This window comes from Paenibacillus gorillae (genome assembly GCF_000513275.1).
GTDB lineage: Bacteria > Bacillota > Bacilli > Paenibacillales > Paenibacillaceae > Pristimantibacillus > Pristimantibacillus gorillae.
Map to the genome: position 1 here is coordinate 69,383 of NZ_CBVJ010000099.1, position 23,714 is coordinate 93,096.

Annotated in this window: 16 protein-coding genes and 1 other annotated feature; of the genes, 2 read left to right on the top strand and 14 right to left on the bottom strand. The window is 45.4% G+C overall.

The window, feature by feature from the left end:
* Positions 1-2 precede the first annotated feature (2 nt).
* From TY10_RS18525 to TY10_RS18550, 6 genes are all read right to left on the bottom strand, one after another.
* A complete protein-coding gene (locus TY10_RS18525; RefSeq protein WP_042166661.1) occupies positions 3-1,553 on the bottom strand; it encodes a spore germination protein in 1,551 nt (516 codons plus the stop codon).
* Positions 1,554-1,781: 228 nt separating this feature from the next.
* Complete coding sequence (metG, locus tag TY10_RS18530; RefSeq protein ID WP_042166664.1) at positions 1,782-3,422, bottom strand: methionine--tRNA ligase; 1,641 nt, start codon at positions 3,420-3,422, stop codon at positions 1,782-1,784.
* A 45-nt stretch (positions 3,423-3,467) separates the two neighbouring features.
* Positions 3,468-3,732: a binding site (T-box leader), on the bottom strand.
* Between the two features lie 121 nt (positions 3,733-3,853).
* A complete protein-coding gene (locus tag TY10_RS18535; RefSeq protein WP_042166667.1) occupies positions 3,854-4,423 on the bottom strand; it encodes an SF0329 family protein in 570 nt (189 codons plus the stop codon).
* A 316-nt stretch (positions 4,424-4,739) separates the two neighbouring features.
* A complete protein-coding gene (locus TY10_RS18540; protein ID WP_042166669.1) occupies positions 4,740-6,350 on the bottom strand; it encodes a hypothetical protein in 1,611 nt (536 codons plus the stop codon).
* A gap of 115 nt (positions 6,351-6,465) precedes the next feature.
* Positions 6,466-8,895: a restriction endonuclease-like protein gene (locus tag TY10_RS18545; RefSeq protein ID WP_042166670.1), complete on the bottom strand. Its 2,430-nt coding sequence runs from the start codon at positions 8,893-8,895 to the stop codon at positions 6,466-6,468.
* The gene (locus TY10_RS18550) at positions 8,867-11,113 is read right to left on the bottom strand and encodes an MrcB family domain-containing protein (RefSeq protein ID WP_042166671.1); all 2,247 of its coding nucleotides are present in this window, start codon (positions 11,111-11,113) and stop codon (positions 8,867-8,869) included. The genes TY10_RS18545 and TY10_RS18550 overlap by 29 nt, the downstream gene beginning before the upstream one ends.
* Positions 11,114-11,615: 502 nt before the next feature.
* Here TY10_RS18550 and TY10_RS18555 point away from each other — a divergent pair.
* Together TY10_RS18555 and TY10_RS18560 are read left to right on the top strand one after the other, a co-directional pair.
* Positions 11,616-13,595 carry a sensor histidine kinase gene (locus TY10_RS18555; protein WP_042166673.1) on the top strand — a complete coding sequence of 660 codons (1,980 nt, stop codon included), beginning with the start codon at positions 11,616-11,618 and terminating at the stop codon, positions 13,593-13,595.
* A gap of 77 nt (positions 13,596-13,672) precedes the next feature.
* The gene (locus TY10_RS18560; protein WP_052350634.1) at positions 13,673-14,398 is read left to right on the top strand and encodes a response regulator transcription factor; all 726 of its coding nucleotides are present in this window, start codon (positions 13,673-13,675) and stop codon (positions 14,396-14,398) included.
* 16 nt (positions 14,399-14,414) lie between these two features.
* Here TY10_RS18560 and TY10_RS18565 read toward each other — a convergent pair whose 3' ends face one another.
* The 8 genes from TY10_RS18565 to TY10_RS18600 all read right to left on the bottom strand — a co-directional run bounded on the left by TY10_RS18565 (position 14,415) and on the right by TY10_RS18600 (position 23,591).
* Complete coding sequence (locus TY10_RS18565) at positions 14,415-15,197, bottom strand: hypothetical protein (RefSeq protein ID WP_042166675.1); 783 nt, start codon at positions 15,195-15,197, stop codon at positions 14,415-14,417.
* 315 nt (positions 15,198-15,512) lie between these two features.
* Positions 15,513-16,631, bottom strand: coding sequence for a PIN domain-containing protein (locus TY10_RS18570; RefSeq protein WP_162160627.1), 1,119 nt, complete (start codon positions 16,629-16,631; stop codon positions 15,513-15,515).
* A gap of 30 nt (positions 16,632-16,661) precedes the next feature.
* Positions 16,662-17,657: an NADP-dependent oxidoreductase gene (locus TY10_RS18575; protein WP_042166677.1), complete on the bottom strand. Its 996-nt coding sequence runs from the start codon at positions 17,655-17,657 to the stop codon at positions 16,662-16,664.
* Between the two features lie 264 nt (positions 17,658-17,921).
* Positions 17,922-20,321: a glycoside hydrolase family 9 protein gene (locus TY10_RS18580; protein WP_042166678.1), complete on the bottom strand. Its 2,400-nt coding sequence runs from the start codon at positions 20,319-20,321 to the stop codon at positions 17,922-17,924.
* Between the two features lie 22 nt (positions 20,322-20,343).
* The gene (locus TY10_RS18585) at positions 20,344-21,300 is read right to left on the bottom strand and encodes an ROK family protein (RefSeq protein WP_042166680.1); all 957 of its coding nucleotides are present in this window, start codon (positions 21,298-21,300) and stop codon (positions 20,344-20,346) included.
* 27 nt (positions 21,301-21,327) lie between these two features.
* Positions 21,328-21,738: a VOC family protein gene (locus TY10_RS18590; protein ID WP_042166681.1), complete on the bottom strand. Its 411-nt coding sequence runs from the start codon at positions 21,736-21,738 to the stop codon at positions 21,328-21,330.
* Positions 21,739-21,742: 4 nt separating this feature from the next.
* The gene (locus TY10_RS18595; protein ID WP_042166682.1) at positions 21,743-22,726 is read right to left on the bottom strand and encodes a zinc-binding dehydrogenase; all 984 of its coding nucleotides are present in this window, start codon (positions 22,724-22,726) and stop codon (positions 21,743-21,745) included.
* Between the two features lie 49 nt (positions 22,727-22,775).
* A complete protein-coding gene (locus tag TY10_RS18600; RefSeq protein ID WP_042166683.1) occupies positions 22,776-23,591 on the bottom strand; it encodes a sugar phosphate isomerase/epimerase family protein in 816 nt (271 codons plus the stop codon).
* Positions 23,592-23,714: the final 123 nt, after the last annotated feature.

Sequence of the window (23,714 nt, forward strand, 5' to 3'; positions counted from 1 at the left end):
GTTCACTCCCTGTTACGTGGTGGTGGTTGGGGGTCAGGGAACCGGCGCCGGCTGCTGTCTTCCGCCAGATATTCGGAATAGTTGTTCAGCTTGGGGGCGGGGTAACGCAGCAGCGAGTCCCGCATCTCTTTTCTGCGAAATGGAGCAACTGGCGTCAAGTAAGGCACACCGATAGATTTGAGACCGGTTAAATGCAAGTATAGAAACATCATGCCGAATACGATGCCGAAAAAACCTAAAAAACCCGCAAGCAAAATGAAAATGAACCGGATTACACGCAGACCGATGCCCAGACTGTAGTTCGGGATCGTGAACGAACAAATGGCGGTGATGGACACGATAATAACCATCTGCGGGCTGATGATGCCTGCACTTACAGCGGACTCTCCAATAACCAACGCGCCAACGATGCTAATGGTGCTGCCCACGATTTTAGGCAGACGAATGCCAGCTTCCCGAAGGATCTCGAATGTGCCTTCCATAAGAAGCACCTCGACGATTGAAGGAAACGGAACCCGCTCCCGTCCGGCAATAATACTGTAGGTCAGGAAAGTCGGGAGCAAATCGGGATGGAAGCTGCTCAGGGCAACGTAAAGCGAAGGCATAAAAATTGAAATCAACATCGCTGTAAACCGCAGCATTCGAAAAAATGTACCCGCCCAAGCCGAAAAATTATAATCGTCAGGAGCATGGAGCAGTTCCAGAAAATTGATGGGTCCATAGACCGTAAAAGGCGTCCCGTCCACGATAATCGCGAATCCGCCGTTCAGTAAGTGATGAACAATTCGATCTGTACGCTCCGTCTTGGCCATAAGCGGAAACAAGCTATACGGCTGATCTTGGATAAACTCGAGCAGTTGATGGCTGGACTGAAGGGCATCGAGCTCTACAGTCCTGATACGCTTCTCAACCTCCTCAATAATGGCCGGATTAGACACGTTCTCTATATAAGCGACAACAACGCGTGTTTGCGTCAAATTGCCGATCGTATACTTCTTATTCTTAAACAACGGGGTACGAATGCGCTGACGCAAGAGGGCTACATTGGTATCCAGACTTTCGTTAAAGCCTTCTTTGGAGCCGGAGGTGCTTGGTTCAGTAGACGGCTCCTCGATGGCCCGCTGGTAAATAAGCTTTGTTTGGAACAAATAAGCATTCGTTTCCCCTTCGATAAAGAGAGCTGCCTCTCCTTGCAGAAGCATGTTGGCGACCTGAGCCATGTCTGTTGTTTGATTAATGTGTCCGATCGGAATGTACTGCTTCAACCGATCAAACAACGCCTTGTCTCTGTCCGCATGTTCGATCGCCTGATTCAAATAAGGAAGCAGATCTCGTTCCAAGACGTTCGAGTTTACAATGGTATGGATATATACAAGGGCGGATGGCGATGAGCCGATGTTGTCATAACGGACGAAGAGATCATCCACATGTTGAAAATAGTTGGCCTTCAGCTGTTTAACAGCATCTTGAACGTGAACAGGGATAGCGGAAGACAAGATCTCAAGCTGGCTTGTATAGTCCGTTTTTTCCTTGTTATCCGTGAAATCGACCATACTGCACCCCTTGTCTCTTTTCCACTAAATTCCGTGTTATAATCCCCCCAATCTGGAATTTAATTCACCTGAAATAGACTACAGGGTCCCAAAGCTCCAATCGTAGACCACGCGGAAACATTGAGCCAACTTGGAATAGCGGCATCAAGTCCTAAGAACCTATGTGTGATCAGATGCAAAAAAAGTTAAAGGTCCATCTTGAGAGATGGGCCCTTATTATTAAATCTACTATCGCTTGTACCGCTCCAGCGCCGCGGTTTCTTCCTCGATCCGGCTGACGTCGATGCGCTGGAATAAAAGCTTCAGATTGTGAATTTTCTGGTTGGCCGGAACCGAGGCTATCGTCCATGCCGGATGCGGCAGGCTGAGAAATCCTCTAATTTGTTCGCAGGCAAAAGGGAGAAACGGATTCAGCAGATTAGCCAGATTCGCTATGATCTGCACGCAAGTGTTTAATGTGAAGCCACATGCTGCCCGGTCTTCCTTGATCTGTACCCAGGGCCTCTGCTCGTCAAAGAATTTGTTAGCCTGCCGAACGGAGCTGAAAATAAGTTCGATGGCTTCTTTTAACCGGCCCGCTTCGATCAGTGCTCCGGACTTGTCATACAGCTGCTGAATTGCAGTTTCCCATGCCTCGCTGGGCTCGCCGTTCGGAACACGTCCATCGAATGACTTGTCGATGAAGGCCAGCGTACGATTCACAAAATTACCGAAGGCGCCAAGCAATTCACCGTTATGGCTATTGATGAATTCCCGCCATGAAAAATCGGTATCTCGGTTCTCAGGGCCGTTCGCGATCAGAAAATAACGGATGGAATCCGGCTGATAGCGGGTCAGCATATCCGGCACCCAGACTGCCCAATTGTTGCTCGTCGAGAATTTCTTCCCTTCAAGGGTCATATATTCGCTGGAAATGATCCGATCGGGCAAATGCAATCCCCCGGCGCCCATGAGCAGAGCAGGCCAAATGACCGCATGGAACGGAATATTATCTTTGCCATGCACATAATAAGCGGTCAGGTCAGTCTGATCTAGAGACCAGAAGTCCTCCCAGCTGCCGCCTGTCTCCGCAGCCCATTGCTTGCTGGCAGATAAGTAGCCGCTGACGGCTTCGATCCAGACGTAGATTTTTTTATCCTCGAAGCCTTCAACCGGAACGTCCACGCCCCAGGTCAAATCTCGGGTAACCGCGCGGTCCTGCAGCCCTTCCTCTAAGTAGCGCCGGGTCAACTGTACGGCATTATCTTTCCAGCCTTGCGACTCGGCCGCATACTGCGTTAATTCCTTCTGGAATCGGGAGAGCGCCAAGTAGAAATGCTCGGTCGGACGATCAACGGGAGGATTGCCGCAGATTTTGCAGGTCTTGTCTGTCAGGTCGGATGGATCGAGCAGGGTTGAGCAATAGTCACATTGATCGCCTCTAGCGCGATTGCCGCATACCGGACAAGTCCCCTCCACGTATCGATCCGGCAGAAAACGCTGATCGGTCTCGCAATACGTTTGCAGGACTGTCTTCTTATACAGGTATCCATTGTTCAGCAGGCTCAAAAATAGCTCCTGCACGACCTGATGATGCAACGGCTGATCCGTTCGGGTGTATAGATCATAGGTGAACCCCAATTGCTCAAAGCACGCTATAAACTCTTGATGGTACCGGTCCGCGATGTCCCCTGGCGAGACGCCCTCCTGGATGGCTTGAACTGCAACTGGCGTACCGTGGCAATCGCTGCCTGATACATACAGCACCTCTTCACCTTTGGCACGAAAATAACGCGCCAGCACATCTCCCGGCAATAGGCTTGCCAGCCTCCCCAAATGCAATGAACCGTTGGCATAAGGCCATGCCCCGCCGATAAATACTTTCCCCATGTAAGCCCCTCCTTTTTTTGTGGACAAAACAAAAAGCCCTCATCCCAAAGGGACGAGAGCTGAACTCACGCGGTACCACCCAATTTTATCAGATGCCTTACGGCATTGACCTCTTCAGGTACGACGCGGTTCGCGTTTATACCCTAGCACGTTAACGGGTGCGGGGTTCCGGCGCAGCCTACAACCTCATGAGGTTTCGATGCGCAGCTCCAAGACCATATTCCCAAGGTTATTCTTTACCCCTTTTCAGCAGCCGGGGCTCTCTGTACAAAGACTTCACCTTGGTACTCTTTCTCTTCATCGCTTTTTTCCGAATATTCAAGTTATTGGGATTATAAGGGATTGGGGGTGGGGAAGTCAAGGTTGTGTCTAAGTATAAAGAGTAAAAGAAAAAGCGGCGTATAATGACGAGGGAATGTGTTAATTTATCTTCAGGACGTACTTACCCGCAGCTCATAAAAATACTGCACAATTGGATGCTTCAGTTTTATCGTATCTCTCATATTTAAAATCCGCTTTTTCCCAACGCGTCTATCCACCAAAGCCAGAACATTCAATAAAATATCATCGCTCTCTATGCTTTCTTCAATAGAACTGGCGAGGAACTTAGTCGCTACAGTGATAAAGTTTGATTTACTCAATGCTGACTGTGCGGATAAAAGCTCTTTTGCGTGTACTTGTATTTTTCTGTTTCTTGCAATTACTTTCAGACGGTCCTCCGGAACAGTCCCCTTGGTATCTTTTCTGACGGCTTCAATCTCTTCATGCGTGATAGGAATTTGGATATCTGGATCATTCTTAATATCCTGCTCCGTCTGATACCATCTGATCGGGTTCGTTGTATCGCTCATATTGAGTACATTCTTCTTATCTACTGCGATATAGCAAATGCCTGCTTTATCGAGTAAATAACGGTAGCTGGTTGCACGGTATTCAACCCTTCCGTGTAACGCAGGACAGAGAAAGCTCTCTAGATTTTGTTTTAGTTTGCTCCAGGCCAATGTTTTTCTCCTTGAATTAAATAATAGTTAAGTGATTAGAGATTGTGTTATCTATAATACAATAAAGAAGAACAATTTCTCTATAACACAAAGGGATATCATAACTACTTTCAATGAAAGGGCAAACCTGATTTATTATTTATCATTTATTAATGAGCATTTACCTTTCCTTATAACACCATGAACAAATGAGCTTCTCAAAGAAAAGAAAGGTTTTCATACATAAGTAATCCTTCAAGGAGCACAGCTACATTAAAATTATAAACACTTATATTAATTTTCATAAACATGGTCACTAAAAAATGTTATATACCATTCAATGAAACCATCTAGTTCTTTTTTCCGGAAGTGTCTTATCTAACCATGTTCCTAATAGTTCAGTAGTAGGAAATTCAATTCTATAACCAAACAAATCGAAACTAATCGGTTTTATATTGATGTATTCCCTAGGTACGCGATGTTCTCCATTTTCTAAAGTGTTAATAGTACTCTTAATTCCTTTTCTCAGCAGCTCTATTAAATGATCTAATGTAATAACAGGCACTGACGAATTACAATGATCCCCGGTTCCAATATTTTCATTTACCACCACACAATATGATTGATGAGATGGGTTTAAATGAAAATACTCTTTTCCCAAATAATCTGATAAAACTGTGTTTAAATTTACATTGACCCAATTTTCCGCTTCTTGTATTTGTTGTAGTCCTTTCATTACAGCTTCATCAGTTGTATACATTTCTCTGGTACTTGAAGGAGGAACCCTCCACTTTAATTCTATGACTAAGAGCTCCAGACTTTCGGGATCTAAGACCATTAAGTCTATACCTTTTCTTTTATCTTGAGCTTTCGTCTGTTTCTCTAAAGTTACAATATTAAAATCTTTTAGACTTTCTTTAATGATATTAATTTGCTGATTCTCACAATCATTCGTGAGCTGACTAAACAATTTCTGATTTCTTTTAGGTAATAACGCCATTAGGTTTCTTTCATATCTTACAAAATTTGCTGCAAACCCAACTGGTAAAGCCAACTCACCGTTACTTAATGGAATAAAGAACTGATAAGATGGATCATTATTGTTAAAATTTTCGTAGGTCATATCATCAATAATATTCTCCACTATTGTAGGATGCAGACTAGTTAATCGAACGAGTTGATCTATCCACCAGTTTTTATGATTTATTTTAACTACTTCAGTTGCTTTATATTTCCCAATAACTAAGGAGGCTTCCAGGTGTTTATGGTGATTCAAGAACCAAGTGGAAATAAGTTTATCCAGGCGCATACTGACTTCTTTGAACTGCCCCAATGTGTAGCTACCAAGATTCCATTCTTCAGGCATACTAAATTCATTAAGATGAACTTCTTGTAATGCCTCTCTACTATTATTCTTGATACTATTGAACTGTTCCCGTTCTCTTAGCGCTTGTCTCCAGGCATTATAAGCTAAGAAGTCGCCTTCCTCTTTTGAAGAGATAAAGGTAATTTTACTATCATTTAAATTAATAATATAACCACCTTTACCTGCAGAAAATAACATGTTTTTAAACAAATCAAATTTATAACAATGAACTAAGAAATCCATTATTTCTTTCCTTGATGGGTTAATTACCTTTCCTTCAGATTCTTCTTTACAAAATTTATGAATAAGCCTTAATGCCCACTTTAAAGATTCTTGAATCATTACTTCATTATTTCTATCATCAAGATCAAAGCTAAAGTCAGAGATAGCTTTTGTTCCACCGATTACATGCATAAAAGTCAATTCTGAATGAATAGTCAATACTTCCCTTAAGGCCTTTTTTCTAGATAGTTTGAAAATTGGGGACCTGGAAAAATATTGATCAATATCTTGTTCCATTTCAAACAAACTATTTAAATCTCCTTTTGAATCTTTATGAAAAATGTACTTCGTTCCTCTCATCTCTCCATTTCCCCCTTATAAACATCAAATATAAATACAGTTACGACGACACTGATTATCGGCAATCAATGTTATGTGCTCTTCACTGTTAAGTGCTGTTCAATTTTCATCATACTTAGTGCTCGTTTGTTTCATCAACATGCTCCACCTCTATCACTCTTCCCAGATCCACAAACTCCTGATGATCGAGCTTTACCTTAACCTTGCCCAGTCTGCGCTTCTCCCGCCACTCTCTCAAATCCTGCTCCGTTTCCAAGCGTAGCTCCGCTATTTCATGTGCTCGATCCAGGATATATTTGCTTGTGTATAGTACAGTATAGATGCCCTGTCCTCCTAAAGCGATAGGCGTCTCCAGTCGCTTCCATTCTGCAATCGTAAAACGTACATACAGTTTCTTCTCCGCCCCGAAACGACTGGGGATTTCCTTAATCTCTTCACGCCTTACTACTGTCCAATCAGCTATTGTACCAACCCAATGAATACCTGTTTTAGCAGGATCACTGAATTTTTTTCTTGATTGGCAGATGGCCACATATTCAAGCTGTGTAAGGATCGTCGCATCAGCCAAATTCTCCAGTGGTACATGGTAAAAAGCATGTTCAAGTGCCTTCTCCACCTGATCCGGTCCCCTGACCGAACCAACCATTACGTTGTTCTTCGAGAGCTTATCCGCGTAATACTCTTTAGTCCCACGCGGCTGTGCGGAACGCTCGAATGCCTTTTCCGGGCTGTCTTTAATAATTTCATCCAGGAATTTCTCCACAAGGCTCGTCGAATTCGGGAGGAACGGGAATGCCCCAATATTAAGCAACTCAATACTTTTGTAAAAATGGTGATCCTTATATAGTTGTTCATCTGGATATGGAAACAATACATATGCTCCAAACATACTACGTTCGTAATCTCCAGTACCCTTTTCCTGGTAGACGATTGCATCTCGGTATCTATGCATCGTATTAATGTCCTCTTCTTCAGGGCCAGGTTGACCGTACGACCTATGATAGGAACTTCCTGCATCTGCTACATTAAGACGATATTTGGCATCAAATACGTATTTGTACTCTTTAATCTTGCCTGCATCTTTCTTCTTCAGCGTTAAAACGTTGTCTGGACGTTGGTTTAAAGTAGGTGTCTTCTCCGACTCAGGAAGTGAATTATAATATAAAATAAATTGCTCTCCATTCACCGGGTTCTCATACACCATCTGCGCGCTACGCGAACGATCTAAGGTAACGAAGATACCACTTCGGTTCACCTGGATAATGTCCTGTTTTACTATTTTGTATTTTCGCCCCAAGAGCTCATTCAGCTTCAGGAAGCACCAATACTCGTATAGCTGTGCCACGTCCTTCATCGATAAGCGGAACAGATCGCTCTGAATGGACAATCCCTTCATCAGCATCAAGTAGCAGCGATACACATCGCGATAGCCAGGGGCCATCTGTAGTACCAGTGTTATTGACATCTGCTTTAGTGAACTTGCTTCTTGCAAAAAGTCTGTCTTCAACAACCGATCTACTTGTGCTACCATCCGGTCTATCCGACTCAGTAACAACGGATCTGAGGTGCGGTTATTCCGATTCCAGCGCCTCTTTAGTTCCTTCAGCTTACCTACAATTCGATCTAGCATCCAGCTGACAAACCGATTCTCATTCGTATCATAAGAGAGTTGTTTACGCTTTTCTACCAAGTGCGTAGCCGAATAGGTACGGTCTCCAATCCGGATAACTCCTTTTCTGTCTTCTATCAATCGCTCGGGATGCTTTGCTAGCTCACGAATGTTTTCTTTCCCAACGTTCTTGATTCGATTGGCGTCAACTAAACGATACTCCTGACTAAGCTTATGATGAGGATGAGCCTTCATACGATCCACAGCGTCCACAAGCTGACGAAACACATGCTGAAGTATCCCAAAAAACTCGCTTAAACTCTGATGCTTTGTCTCTCGCTGACCAGTCATTTGATAGGTTTTGCGTAGAAAATCAAACGCTAAATTATAAATCTGTCCATTTACTTCATTTAATAGGTTCTGGTAGTCACGCTTATAATCCATTTTGGACGGAAAAATCTCCATTACCACGCGTAGTAACGTTCGTCCTTCATCCTGAATCTCCCACTCCGTCAAGCCAACCTCATTGCCGAAGTTTAGTACGCCTGCCAGAATCGAATCACCCAGAGGCTTAATAGCCTGTCGCAGCGATGCTTGCTCATGATAGAAAACAATTGTTGATTCGTGCTTCTTCTCAATCACCATTTCATAACCCTGATTTTCATAAAAGCATGGAAGCACTGTTTCTCCCGGTCTCCACTCCACTAAATCGCCTGCCTCCGGTGAGAAAACTAAAATCCGTGCCTCTCCAACATGCGGAGAACATTCTAGTGAAAACTCTGCCTGTACCCATTCTAGCTCTTGGTTGCGATGAAGCTTCAGTCTTTCTGCCTTCGGATGATAGGGACGCCCCTGTATGTATAAGACAAAAAGCTCCGTGTCGACACGGAGCAATTCCACCGTCTGATTAAGAAAGCCAATATGAGGTGAAGCCATCCTCCTCTAACCTCCTAAGCATGTAAGCTAATTTGCGTGCACTGTGGGGAAGTTTTGCTTCAGGCGGAGTCTGACCGGAATTCCATTTCGAATATAGTGGATAGGAATCCTCCATTAGCTCCTGAAGATTGACCGTTACGCCACTACTACTTCCTAATGCTAGCTTGATCAAATTCAATAATACACGGCGCAAAGAGGAATGACTTCCCTGAAGACGTGGCAGTATCTTCTGCAACAACTGCCAATCAAAAGCCTCATCCTCGTTAAGAAGTTGGAAACGTTCATTATAGATCATATAGAAGCAGATTGTATCCCGAACCCGAAACCCAACATGAGCATGAATATCCTCCAAAAGCGTATTAACCTCTATAAGTCTGTCCGTCGTGCGAACAACCAGTTCTTGATAAGAGTTGTAAGCATCAATCAACTGCAAATAGTCAGATCGCAGGAATAGATGGTTTGTCTTAGGAAGCTCAGTGACCTCCTCTATCTCTTCTAATGTTCCCAACTCTGGATATTGCCGAAGATTAATATAGTTAAATTCTAGGGTATTAGCACGATCCAACACCTTCTTACTGAAGGGATGAGTTGTTTCGTCCATATTGACCGTTCCGATCAAGAACACATTTTCCGGTATCGATAAGTCGCCGTAACGCATCTGATCTTCGGCAAAGTCCAGTATGACGTGAGACAACAGGCTCTGCGTACGGATGCTTTCCTCTTGCCAATCCTGTGTTTCCAGCACACTCAACAGATCGCTGAAATAATGTTCGACCCGTGCCAAATTCATCTCATCTAAGCAAACAAAATAAGGCTTATTCTGGTTCTCCGGCTGACGAGCCTCGACAAATACTTTCGTCAGAGGGCCTGGCTGAAATCTGCCCGACAGATCCTTGAATCCAAGTAAATCCGAAGGATCACTCCAATCTGGCCGGACTTGAATAAGCGTGTACTGTCCATTCTCCCTAGTCGCACCTAATGCCTCGGCAAACAGCTTCACCAGCCTAGTTTTTCCCGTACCAGATATTCCAGCCAGAATGACGAAGGGCTTAGCTTTCAAGGCTAGATAGAAGTTCTCAATAAGCATCTCTGGGAAAAAGAAGCCTTTTCGATTGATATGATTTTTAATTTGTTGGAGAACAGTGAGAATTTGGTTATCTCCTATTGGTTCTGATGCTAGCTCCACGTACTCCTTCACATGCTCAACCTCCATAGCGCTTGCAGTTTCATTCAATACATACCCTTCAACGTAATTCCGGTAATTCTCTACTACGTTCTGGAGATCTAGGATAAGTTGCTCGTCAGAGGGTACTTTTCCTCGTTCGTACTTTACATAGGCAATCGTCGACACCTGATAATCTTGTCCTAAACCACTACCCTTGAGCTGTATATTCTCATCCTTGTTCATGTGTTCCAGTGGAATGATTTCACGAATTTCATTAGTTTTGTTTCGAAGGTAGGTGTACGCTTCCTTGAGGCCTTTTTCTTTAGGTGCCGTCACTCCTTGAGCAAGCGTTAAATAAACAGCACTCATGTCTTTAGCAAATAAGTAAACGACATATTCCCCACGCTGAATACTATCCGTGATTCGTTTATCTAATACAGCAAGCCAAGGCACATCAGCCCAATTACCTTTCCCTATAGAACCTTCAAACTTATAAAATTGTTCATCCAGAAATGGCAGTGCCTTTAGTTTAGTGGGAAGGGTCTGCCGGAATAATGCACCTAACGGATGGCCTTTAAAATCCATACTTTTGGCCTGAACGTAATTTGCCATTATGTTTTCTAAATTTCCTTGTAGAGAAAACTGTTGCAATGCTGAATTATATGCTTGTAATTCTTCCTTCGCTAACTGCTCCAGTTCGAGATATTCATTATCGTCTAACTGATTTCGAATTTGCTGATGGAATCCTATTGAATTATCCTCAGGATTTATAAACAAGATATTAGAGAGAGCATTAACAGGGCTGTTCACAATATCCTTAAGCTGACTAGGAGGAACATCAGCCCATTTGTCACGCCCTGATGGTTTATCCACGAAGTTTCCTTTTATTTGTTCTGCTATAAAATAGTTAAGGAATCGTTGTTTCACCTTATCGAAGGAAACTCGATCTTGACTAGAAATTTTCAACTCTTCTAATAAAGCTAAAATGAGTATCATCTTATACGATTTTTGTTTTCGCTTAAACATTTGCGAAATGGGTTTCGGTAATGACATGCTGAGCCTCCAGTATAGTGTTCAATCTATTTCAAAGAGAAAATTGGGCTTAAAACTCACTTCTACCTTCAATTTACTGATGTGAATGTTTAGTAATTTCAAGAGTTATTAGATTGAGTATGTTCTATTCACCTTCAACGGATTATTTTATAGTATTAATTTTCTCTATAGTGAATTGATTTTCCTTTCTTACATTTTACAAGGTTTAACAAAGTGTTTGCTTGTTCTGAGAGAATTGATCTAAATCTTTTTAGAAAACGATTTATTCTAGATTTTTAAGAGGTAGAAGTGGCGAATTACGTGAGAGCAGATGTTAAAGAACATCCCCCAACTTATTTCAATTTGCTATTATCCGCCACATAGTAGATACCCCACCAAAACCTCGCGAAAAAAGTTATATTGTGACGACTTATCGCGAAAAATCGTATTATTCCTAGGGAAATGATAGAATAAAGTGAAAGTTTTGAAGGAATCGGAGCGCCGCAGAGGGGGATTCGCCGCAATGGCGAGCAAAACAATTATTGCAAACAATCGATTTTTCATCCTTGCTATCATATTACTCATCATGGGTGTCACCCTCGTCTGGAGACTATTCGCTCCAGCCGCGTATGCCCCGACTTCGGGTGATGAAATCATTCTGCATGAGAATGAAGGCGTATATAATGTCAACAATCAGATGGAATTCCTTGTCGATAAAAGTGGAAGTTGGACGCTTCCAGACATTCAATCCCCTGCAATGAAATCGCAATTTCAGCCTGCTGCCGGGAAGTCCGCTTTCGGCTTAACCGCCGGAACGTACTGGATCCGAACGACGGTAATCAATGAATCTCCGCTTGAGCAATGGATTATTCGGCTGAATAATTCAGTCATTGAACAGTTTGATATGTATATTATCCACGGACAATCTGACAGTCCTATGAACTCCCAAATTGTCGGGAAAACCGACGAGCACTTCTACTCTTATTATTTTCAACTGCCTACGAACGATTCTATGACCATTTATATGAGAGTCGTCATTAACGGCTCCATGATTATTCCGATCGAACTGATGGATAACAACACTTTCCTTGGCAAGCTGAAAAACGAATATATATTTTTCGGCATCTATTACGGGTTTGTGCTGTTGATGGCCGTCTATATGTTATCCCTGTATGCATTCAATCGCATGTCGGTTTATTTATATTATTCGCTATACATCATTTGCTTCAGCATATCGCAGCTCGTGTGGAACGGATTATTGCAGCAATTTCTTGGAGCAGATAGCCAGGCATTGGCGAGCTTGCTTCGTCTATTCGGCAATCATGAGAGTATTGATTATTTCTTCTTTAATCTAGCTCTTTGGTTCGGCGTCTTGTTCCTGAACAAAATCCTTCAGATCGAAGTCTACGCTCCGCGCATGATGATCGTGTACCGGACGCTAATCATCATGTCTCCTATTGTTGTCGCAGCTTCTTTGTTCCATTTGCCGGGTTATGAAATACTCGTTATTTTATACGAATCCTTGTTGGCGATACTGCTTGTGATTAGCACGTTTTGGTGCATGTACAGAGGAAATCTGATAGCACGGTATGTCATTCTAGCAGCGATTCCTTTCCTTGGATTGGCTGCCCCTACCATATTGAATACATATAGCCTGATGCAAGAAAGCTTTTTAACCCATTATGGTTTTCAATTTGGATCGATTGCCGAGTTCCTCATGTTCTCAATTGCGTTGTCCTATCAGATTAGGCAGTCTCGCCTGGATAAAGAGAACGCCGTTCAGGAGATGAAATTGAACGAGCAAATTCAACAAGCACGCAATGAGCTGCTGCAGAATATCTCCCATGACATTCGTACACCGCTTACGATCGTGCAGGGCGGCATTCAAGCGATGATTCATGGCATCGAGATTGAGCCAGACGGGAATGACAGTATGCTGAAATCGATGTATGGCGAAGTGCTCCAGATCAACACGTTCATCGATCAGATGTTTGAACTGAGCCTCCTGAAGCAAACTCACGAAACATCAGAGCTTGAATCTGTTCCATTCGCGGATTGGATCTCAAGCCAATTGGATCCGCTCCAATCCTACATTCAAATGGCGGGGCTTCAACACAAATGCTCAGTTTCGGTTGATCCGCAAGCTGTCGTTAAGATTCATGCTCACCAGATCAAGCGCGTGCTGACCAATCTCGTAAACAACGCATGCAAGTTCTCACCGGACGGGAGCACGATTCATTTGTCAGCCAGCTCGAATAAGGAGCATGTGCTGGTATGCGTATCGGATGAAGGAAGAGGCATAGCTCCGGAGCATCTCGATTCTATTTTTAACCGGGCTTATAAGGTAGACCCGGCTGACCCTAAAAGCGGGAGCGGTCTAGGGCTCGCCATTGCGAAAGAAATTATCGGACTTCATGGCGGTACCATTGGGGTGGAAAGTGAACAGGGCCGAGGCAGCCGATTTTACTTTAAACTGCCTATCGATACTTTTACTAAGAAATAGGTGATTGAATATAGTTCTATTAAAATGCTAAAATAGGACGAATTGTGCAGCTTTTTGTCACATAAAGGGGTAGGTGTATGATGGACTCAAAAGTCATATTGGTAGTCGATGATCATCCAAGCTTCCAGAAGCTTGTAACCGCATTCTTGGTTCGAGAAGGATATGTCGTCCGTAATGCACTGAATGCCGCACAGGCGCTTGCTCAGTTAGAGCTCGAGGAGCCTGATCTTATTTTATTGGATATCCAGATGCCTGATATGGATGGGATTGAATTTTGCAAGCATATACGAAATCAATACCACCGCCCCATTCTGTTCATTACCGGCACTAAGCAGGACGAAGACAAAGTAAGATCCTTGCAAGTCGGCGGCGACGACTGCATTGTGAAGCCGTTCGATCCGCTGGACCTTGTACTGCGCGTCAAAGCTAATCTGCGTTGGAGTGCTTTGCTCGAAGGAAAAGATAACAATGGCAACACCAGCATTTTGAATTTTCCCGGACTGCAGATCAACCTCGAACGCATGATAGTTCTGCTGAATCAACAGCCTGTTGAATTGCTGGCCAAAGAAATGCAGTTGCTTATCGCATTCGCCAAACAGCCTAATCAAGTCTTTGATCCCGAACAGTTGTATCGCCTCGTGTGGAAAGACGAAGTCAATTATGCCAAGGAAACCGTCAAAGTCCACATTCACAATCTTCGCAAAAAAATTGAGAGCAATCCGGCAAAGCCCGTGTATATCATTACCGTCAACCGGTTAGGTTATAAGTTCAATCCTTATGGCGCGGTGCCGTCCATTCCATAATCGAACATACTGCCAGCTAAAGCCTGATAATACTTGATGGCCGTTTACTACGAGCAATAAATGCGATCATCACAACTTGAATGATAGTCACAATAATGGAAAATTCCAAATGATTGAAAAGGAATATCAAAGATGAAAAAATAGCCAGTCCAATTGCGCCCAAACGTTTGGCTCCTTGATTCGCCATTTCACGCTTCAAAAACCAATAGATAACACCCGCAGCCAAAGTTACTGAAATAAAAATAGAAACGCCAAAGAGCAAATAATTAAACTTAACCCACCAACCAGCCCCCTGCATAACAAGGGTTCCAACAAATAGAACATACATTGTAATTATTGCGAAAAGTATGAGCGGCCATATTGGCGCGTACAGCCTTTTTGCATAAACCAACCAGTCGCCATTATCCTCCGTCACCTTTTCCAATTGCTTGCTAAGCTTATCAACTTCATTAACCGTTAAGGCTTGCAGAGAATATAACAGCGACGGATCAAAATTTTTATAATAATCCCTAACTACCGTGCGCTGCATATTAGTCAGATGAGGGCCGCACTCCCCCAACAATGCAAGCATCTGTTGTTTGCTCTCTTGACTGTTAAGATGAAGTACACTTGCAATACTTAACTCCAGCTTCGTAAACAGCCCCTGCTTCAATTGAATGCTCTTCAGCTTCTCCTGCTCTTCACGGTCGATCATACTTTTAAACTGCTTGTACATCCATACCAATATCGTACCCACGATTGATATGATAAGTGTTTCTGTTGAATTCGCTTTTAAGAAAGCCGCAATTTCTGCCCACATCGTTATGTCCGCCCCTATTTCTCTTGATTAATTAGTACAATCCTATGCCCGCATCTTCTGCTGCTGATATTCCAGAATCGACTGATAACAGTCAATTGACCTTTTCAAGCTGGATATGGATCTTTCATTTAAATCGGGCCATTTCATAGCCACCCTCCTTCACGAAAAACATGCTACCGTAATATTCCATATGAGGTTTAAAATATCCTTCGACAACAAAGAATCTACCTGCCGACTTGTTGGATGGGTGACTGCATGGCCCCTATCAAATAACCCGAACTCCTGAGAGCTCGGGTTGTCTGTTTTTGTCATCTGTCACTCCAAAACCTTAGTATTATATATAGATATAAATCCCTTTTCCATGTTATAAAACCAATCACTCTTAAAATCTTCTTCTTTATTAACCAAATGCTGAGTTGAAGCTGTCACATTTATTTTCATTTTCAAACTGTGTTCATTCTCTAACCAAAAATCATCACTAAACGTGATCCCCTTCTCTTCTAAAATTTGATTCACTTTTCCCCTTAATTGATTTAACAGATTTAAAGTGAAACCATCAAGTTGGATCTCTATAGACAGCTCAAATTTAAAGCTCCCTTCAATGAAAAATACTTCACTACTTTCCGAGATTTTGAGTCTCTCTACTTTCATTAAATTAATCTTGTCATAACTAATATCACTCAAAAAGCTATCCGTCAGCAGCTCCCACTGAGCGACTTCGGTATTTCTAATATAATTAAGCAGCTTTGTTGAGTATAACTGACCGTCGAATCCCAAATCAGAGCCCTCTCGCTGGAATGTGATTTTATCGATATGCTCGTCAAACACTTCATTGATGTTTGAAAATACTGTAATTTCTTCGCATGCATAATCCTTATGCAGAAAATTCTTGCCTTTCGTTTGGACAAAGTCTTTCACATTATTAGTAACAAAGATGACATTTCCAACGTCCCGCTCCGAAATCCATTGCTTAATGGCTTCAATGATTAAATAGTCTTTATACCCTTTTTCCTTGCAGCTCTCGTCTTTAAAAGGAAATTGCCGATCATAAATCCTCTGTATTATGCTTTCATGGGCAACCTTCGGGTAATCAATAATTTCAATGTTATGATTAGCTATAAATTCACGAACATTTTGTTGATACAATTGATGCCTTGCATTCGCGTCTGATCTAAGTCCCTCCTCGATTGTTTGAATAGACTTTTTCCTATCCTTGTTATAGTAGAGGTTCCTTGATTTCTTATAGGCTGAAATCACTTCATTAATTTCTCTGTTGCTATTAATTTTGAAATTCCCAAAGCATTCATCAAGTGTAATTTGGGTTATCGCAATCTTTAACCCCATAAGATCCATAAACCAAACTAGTTTTTTCAACTGCTCATTATTCAGTTCCAAATCTTGCAGCAAAATATTCGAGTCTAATATTACGTACACAACCCGCACCCCAATTCCTTTTTCATTGCCTTACTTCACACGCACAACGACTTTTCCTTTTGCTCTGCCAGTCTCCAAATAGGCAAACGCTTGAGCCGTATCGTGAAAATCAAATGTTTTATCGATTACAGGCTTAATTTGATTGGCCTCTATTCGTTGTTTGATGGAGAACAAATCCAGCCCGCTGGGCTTCATATAATGGTAGTGATAGTCCACCTTATTTTTTGCCGCTAATGCATTCATCCTTCTGCCGACGACCGAAAACAATACTGTTTTCAGTGGCCCCAGCCCCGCTTCTCTCGCAAAATTGCCGCCAGGCAGCCCTGCAATCGACACAAGCTTGCCTTGAGGCTTTAATACGGTAAAAGATTTCTTCAAGACGTCGCCGCCTAACGTGTCATACACTGCATCGTAATCTTGAATGATATGCTCAAACTGCTCCTGCTTATAATTAATTACGAGATCAGCGCCCAGCCGCTTTACCAAATCATAGCCATTCTCGCTTGTAGTCGTAGCTACATAAGCACCCATTGCTTTCGCCAATTGAATAGCAAATGTGCCAATGCCGCCCGCTCCAGCATGAATCAATAGCTTTTGACCCTTTTGGAGCGCCATGACGTCTGTAAAAGCTTGATAGGTTGTCAGTCCAATCAGCGGAATTGAGGCTGCTTCTTCGAAACTTATATTATGAGGCTTCAACGAAACCTCGTCCTCATGAACCGAAATATATTCCGCGAGCGTACCGATCCGGCTACCGCGAGGTCTGCCGTATACTTCATCACCGATGCTGAATTTCCTAACTTTAGAACCTATTGCAGTAACAACACCGGCTAGGTCATGTCCCAGTATTAGCGGAAAATCATAGCTCTGAATCATTCTCAGCAGTCCGTCTCTCAGCTTGTAATCAATCGGGTTTAAGCTTGCTGCGTAAACCTCAACTCGAACGTCATGCTCACCAAGCTCGGACAGCGGCATTTCAGCGACACGCAGCGGCTTTTTATAACCCTCAATAACGATAGCCTTCATGACTGACAAATCCCCTCCCTGTTAACTTTAATCTATTTTATCGGCAGAACCACTTTTATCTCCCGGCACGCGGTGCCGTCGCGGCACACGGTGGTCGGTCGCACGTCGTATTTGTAACGTTAGTTTATATCATTATAGCGTTTAGAAAAAACAAAAAAGCCATTGAATTCCAAAAGGATTAAACAAAAGCCGCCCATCTTGCAACGGTTTTCCCTTTTGAGATCAATGACTTTATCTAACAGAAGGTGACGATTATGATGCTGCTCAAGCCTCGTGCCGCTTATCATACGCGTACAAGTCGGAGAGCAGTGACAGCCATTTGCCCGCAAGACCAACCCATACTTCCTTGTAGGTGGCATTGTTCATTTGTGGCCAGTACGGAATATCCTCGTTCTCGAAGGTTTGTACGCCTACCGGAATTTCGCCTACGATTTCTCCGCTAAGCACGCTGTACTGCTGGGCGAAGTTATAGCCCTCGCCGTACATCAGCGATTGACCGAACGGATTCTTGCCGACTACCCACTGCAGCTGACTCTCAGCAATCGAGATCAGCTCCTGGTCCTCAAGCAGCATGCCCGCCAAAGACGCGGCCTTGCCCGTAGATAGAACGATTGCTGTATTTCCCTTGAACGAGAACCAGACCGGAAACCGCTTCAAGTAATAATCGTCGTTCAGAGGGACGCCCTGCTTCAATTGCTCCGTATACCACGCTTTCGCCTCTTCTCCGACCAGCAAATGCTGGAGCGCGAAGCTTTCGCGGTCCTCGTTCTCGTCCACGCGGTAGATGCCGCTTGAAAGCATAGGATACGGCGCGGTAAAAGCGGTCAGAAACTTGATATATTCCCCGTAGCTTCGGACAGATTCCAGCCAGCCGTCGCGCTTGCCATGCTCGGGCTGCGTCTTCAGAATTTCGTCGAAAGCCTGCAAATACAGATGCTCTCTAGCCTGGTGATTGAAATGCTGAACGACCTTCTTCTCCGGCGTCCGGTAGAAGAAGCCGGCTACGGTCTTGCCGTCGTCGGTTCGAATGCCGGCAAGCTCTTGCGAATCGATCACATAGTCCAAATATTCGACAGCCTTGCCAGCATAGGAGGCTTCGCCCGTCAACCGGTATTGAAGCGATGCCGACCAGGATGCCGTGGCCATGAACAAGCTTTCCGAGCTCATGTAGGTATGCTCCCAGAAGATTGGCTTCGGCGCGAAGCCTTTAAGCTCGAATTGCTCCACCGCATAATTAAAGTCCTGGACCGCGCAGGCCGCTAATTTATCCCGAAGCTGATCCCCATCCTCCATGAACAAGGCGATCTGTGCTTCGATGCCGGAGAGGATGAAGTTTTCATACGGGTTGTTGTGTACGCGGGCCGTCATATCGTCCATATTGCCCATGATGCCGTCCGACCAGATTCGGATCCCTGCGCTTGTTGCCCGGTAGCCGTCGCCGAATCGGGTTTTCAGAATGAAGTCTATGCCCCATTCTCCCTCTTCGACAAGACGAAGGTACAACGGATAGTTGCTCTCCTTCACCTGATGGGCCATCTCGTAGAGAGCGCTTGCCACCTCTGCCGTCTGCACCAGCTGCTGGGATACATCGCCCGCATCATGCCATCCCCCGTTGAAAATGATCGTGCCGCCGTTATGCCGGGCAAGAATATCCCCATGGCAGCTGCCGTGAATGCCGTGTACCGGACAGCCGCAGCGCTCGCAATAGATAAAATTAATCGATTTCCAGATCGAATCTTCCCACCGGTCCGCCGCTCCGCCAATCTCGAAAGGTTTGGTCAGCAGCTCACCCACCCGGACGATGTACTTCCCTTTCTCCTTAAGTGCGGAAAAGTCTACGACGGAGAAGCTGCCGATAGAGGTGCTTATATGATTAACGGGACCGGTGAACTTTACCTCTCCCGTCTCGAGCTCGATAACGGTAAAAGCTGATGTCTGCTGCTCCGCCAAAATCATCGTTTTAGGCTGGTCCACACTATAGCCGTTGTGAGAAAAAATGATATCCTTACTTCTCGGCTGCCATCCTTTTGAAATATTCGGGTAGGCAACTCTTTCCAGATAGACGTTGCGAATGAGATATTTCATCGTGTCGCCGCTCGCACGGTCTTTGCCGTACATATCGTAGCCAAACTCAAGCTCGGTAATCCCGTCCCGCGGCAGGTCTGGAATTTCCATCGAGCATGCATTCCATTGGCGATTTTTCAAATTGATAACATTGGACCCTTCCCGATTATAAATATCAGGGATTTTGATCATGCCGTCATTTTTAATTTTTACTCGAATATGCGGGTTGGACATCCCGCTGCAGTCCGGGAAAATTTCGAAGGAAATCCGGTTGAACCTCTCCCAGTTTTCATGCTCGAACGTCCGATAGATGCCTACATGCCCGTAAGTACTGTAATCTCCGTCGCTGGGCGAACCCTCCGGCCATGTATCCATGACAAACGGGGAAGTCAGCTGCAACAGCCCGCCTTCAAGCACGCTTGATGCCCCGAGTCCGCTATGTGTCCAGCGATCGCCCCCCGCAGCCCCGTCGAGAATGACTACCCTGTCCAATACTTCCTTCTTCAAGCTGTCCGCTTCCAATGACGCGCTCTCATCCACCTTGAGCGGTCTGTGAATCAGATTGGACCGTTCAAGCTCACGTGCTATTTTCGTTGCCATGAATTCGTTATCCCTCCCCCTGTTACGCTTCCTGCATGGTCATCGACCGTATAGCGAGCCTTGAGGCCCCCTTCAATCCGATAAAGGCCTCGTCGATTGTTGACTTCTTCACACCGTTAATAACGAAACGCACCGTCTTCGCCTGCAGCCGGGACTGCAGCTTATCCACAAACCAGCTCCCGCTAACAACGCCGCCGCCAAGCACGACAGTGTCCGGATCGGAGAAGCGGACCATATTCATAATCGTATCTGCTACAGCCTGCAGCGCGGTATCCACAACCTCGATGCAGAGCCGATCACCTTGATCGTAGCCTGCAAAAATGTCTGCGACGTCTACCCGGCCTTCGTCCGGGATGACAATGACCGAATCGGGATAAGTCGGCTTCAGCGCAACGATCCGATTGTGCATCCCGAGACCGGAAGCGAGCGGCTCCACGCAGCCCTTTCTTCCGCATACACATTGAACATCGCTATTATTATCTACGACATGATGCCCAACCTCGCCTGCATTGAAATGCCCGCCAATAATCGGCTTGCCGTTTACTACGCTGCGCGCAGCAATCCCTGTACCGATATTCATATAAATAAAATTGTCCGAATAGGTGCCGCAGCCCCATTCCTGCTCTGCAAGCGTTGCGCAGTAGACATCGTTGCCGATTGTGCACGGCAATGCGAACTGCTCGCCGATTCTCCGGGCGAGCTCCATCGGCCGGCTTCTGGAAGGATCGATTTCGAACCAGATCCCCTCGCTCGTATTGACCCGTCCTACTACACCGATACCGATTGCCGCTGCTTCGCGCTGCAGTCCCACTTCCTTGATGTAATCTTCTAGGGCTGCCGTCAACATCTCAAACACTTGTTCTTGCGATACCACCTCGGATTCATAAACCTTGCTTCCGAGCACTTCACCGCCTGGCGAAACTTCTCCGATCAAGATTTTGGTTCCTCCGAAATCAATAGCCAGTACAGACTTCTCCATGGTGTTTCCTCCTGCGAACGGTCTGTTTTAAGCGTCATCCTGAATGAATTCAACGAGCTCGCCGCCGGGCGCGCGAACATAGGAGAAGCTCAAGCTGACGATTTCACCTGCACGGGTTGGAATATTGCTATGGCGCGGAACGCCAAGAGGCGTTGCTCCCGCCGCCACAGCCCGACGTACCGATTCCTCGATATCCGCTGTGCGAACCGCAAGATGCTCCCACATTCCATCGATAAATTCCCTTTTCGTTTCGTAGATTTCCAGAAAATCTCCGTCACCCAGATCCACGAGCACCGCATGATCCTCTTCTCCGTCCTTGCCCCATTCCACGACAAAGCGTGCACCGAGTCCTTCCATATAAAACTTGACTGTACTTTCTATATCCTTAGTCTTTAAGCAAACATGATGGATACCCTGCTTTTTAGTTGTCGTATACATCGTCTCAGCTCCAATCAAAAATAACGCATGGTTTCGTCAATGCACCGTCTGCGATTCCCGCATACACTTCTCCACATGCGCTTGGCGCATAGCTCTCATAAATGTTCTCGACCTGAATCAGCCCATCGCGAATCCATTCCATGGCTTTCCTGATGCTGCCGGTATTGCTGTTGGGATGAAACTCCGAAGAATGTCGCGGAAGGGACCACTCCCAACCCGAATTAACCTGGACGTATCCATAGAAAATGCTCCGCAGCAAATCATGCGCGAACTTGTCCGTCGAACGGAACCATGGCACGCCGACCAAATAAAGCTCACCGCCTTTGCGCAGGTTGTCAAGCAAGGAGTACACCGCTTCCTCCCTGCCTGAGCAGTCTATCGCCAAACCGGCGGTCCCTTTCAATAGCGGCACTTCTTCCGGCGAGGCATGAACATGTCGCAACCCGCAAGAGCGGGCGGTTTCCCTGCGGCCCTCGTTCGGATCGAAGGCATAAACCTCATAGCCGCAGTGCTGCATGACTTGAGCGCACATGAGGCCCACGATGCCAAGTCCCGTTACCATAACCGATTCCGTCGGACGGATTCTGGAATGAATCATAGAAGTCATCGATACGGCCGGGAATCGGCCGATCACGGCATGCTCCGGCTTCATTCCCTCCGGCACGGGAATATAATCATTGAATTTGACCCGGCTGTACGCCTGATGCGGGGACAACGCAAGAACACGCTCGCCTGCTTTCACATTCGTAATGCCTTCCCCTACCTCGAGCACCTCAAGAATAGCGGCATAGCCGGTCTCTACCGGATACTTCATTCCCCCGGTGTAGTCCTTGTAAGCGCCCATCTCCGAGCCGTTCGAAACGAGCGATACGATCGTTCGTCCTATAATTTCATCGGACGCAAGCGGCGACGAATCCCAATCGCACTGCACAAGCGACGCTTGCTGCTGGCCCGTGAATCTGATCGCTTGATTTGTCTGTATCACCATAACCTCTCCCACTGGCTTCTCAGCCTCTAAATGTCACATCTATGGTCTGCTAAATTCCTCTGTCTTCATCCGCCTGAAGCCGGCTCAACTGCTCCATCATTCCGGCATAACACCGTTCCGTGCCATCGAACTGAGGATACTCGGTCTCCGATTCATGCTCTACAATCAGCCACTCGGTTCCCGAGCGAATGCATGCCTCAAGAATAGCCGGCCAGTCGTTGTCATCCGTAGCGCTGCCGATGAAGGTCTCGTGACCAAGCTTGCCGGAGAACGGCTTGCAGTGCACAAGCTCTACTCTTCCCGGATGATCCCCAATAACCTGAGCGGGATCCGCCTCCGCTTCAATGCAATTGCCCGTATCCAGCTCTAGAATGACGCCGGAATCGGTACGCTCGCTAAGAATCGACCACGGTGTCAGCTCTCCGAAATGCGTATCGAATTCATGCGCATGGGTATGGTAGCCGATGCGGAAATTCCTCTCTTCTGCCAGCTTCGCAAGTTCGTTGATGCGAGCTGCGTACTGCACCCACACCTCCGCGCAATCCTCGCTCTGCTTATGTCCGATTTCCCAAGGGCCGCCCAAGGCCGGGATAACAATACGAGTCGTTCCTGCGCGGGTATGGTAGTCCAGCGTTGCTTCAATCGTATCCGCCTGCAGCAATTTCCATTCCGTATGCCAGCCGCAGTTGACGAGTCCGATTTCCTCCAGCAAAGCTTTAATCTTCTCCGGTTCGTGATCGAACGGGCCGTAGAATTCCACCCCTTCATAGCCGATAACCTTGACTCTGCGCAGCGTCGACTCCAGATCTCTCTGAAGCTCCTTGTATACCGAATACAATCCTAATGCAACCGATATCGAACCCACCGACACATCGCTCCCTTGTTATTCTCTAGCTCTGCCGAACCGCCCAGTTCGCGCCGTTCTTCATGAGCTGAATCATTTGAGGATCACCGAGCGCTTCCGGATTATGCCCCGGAGTCAGCGCCA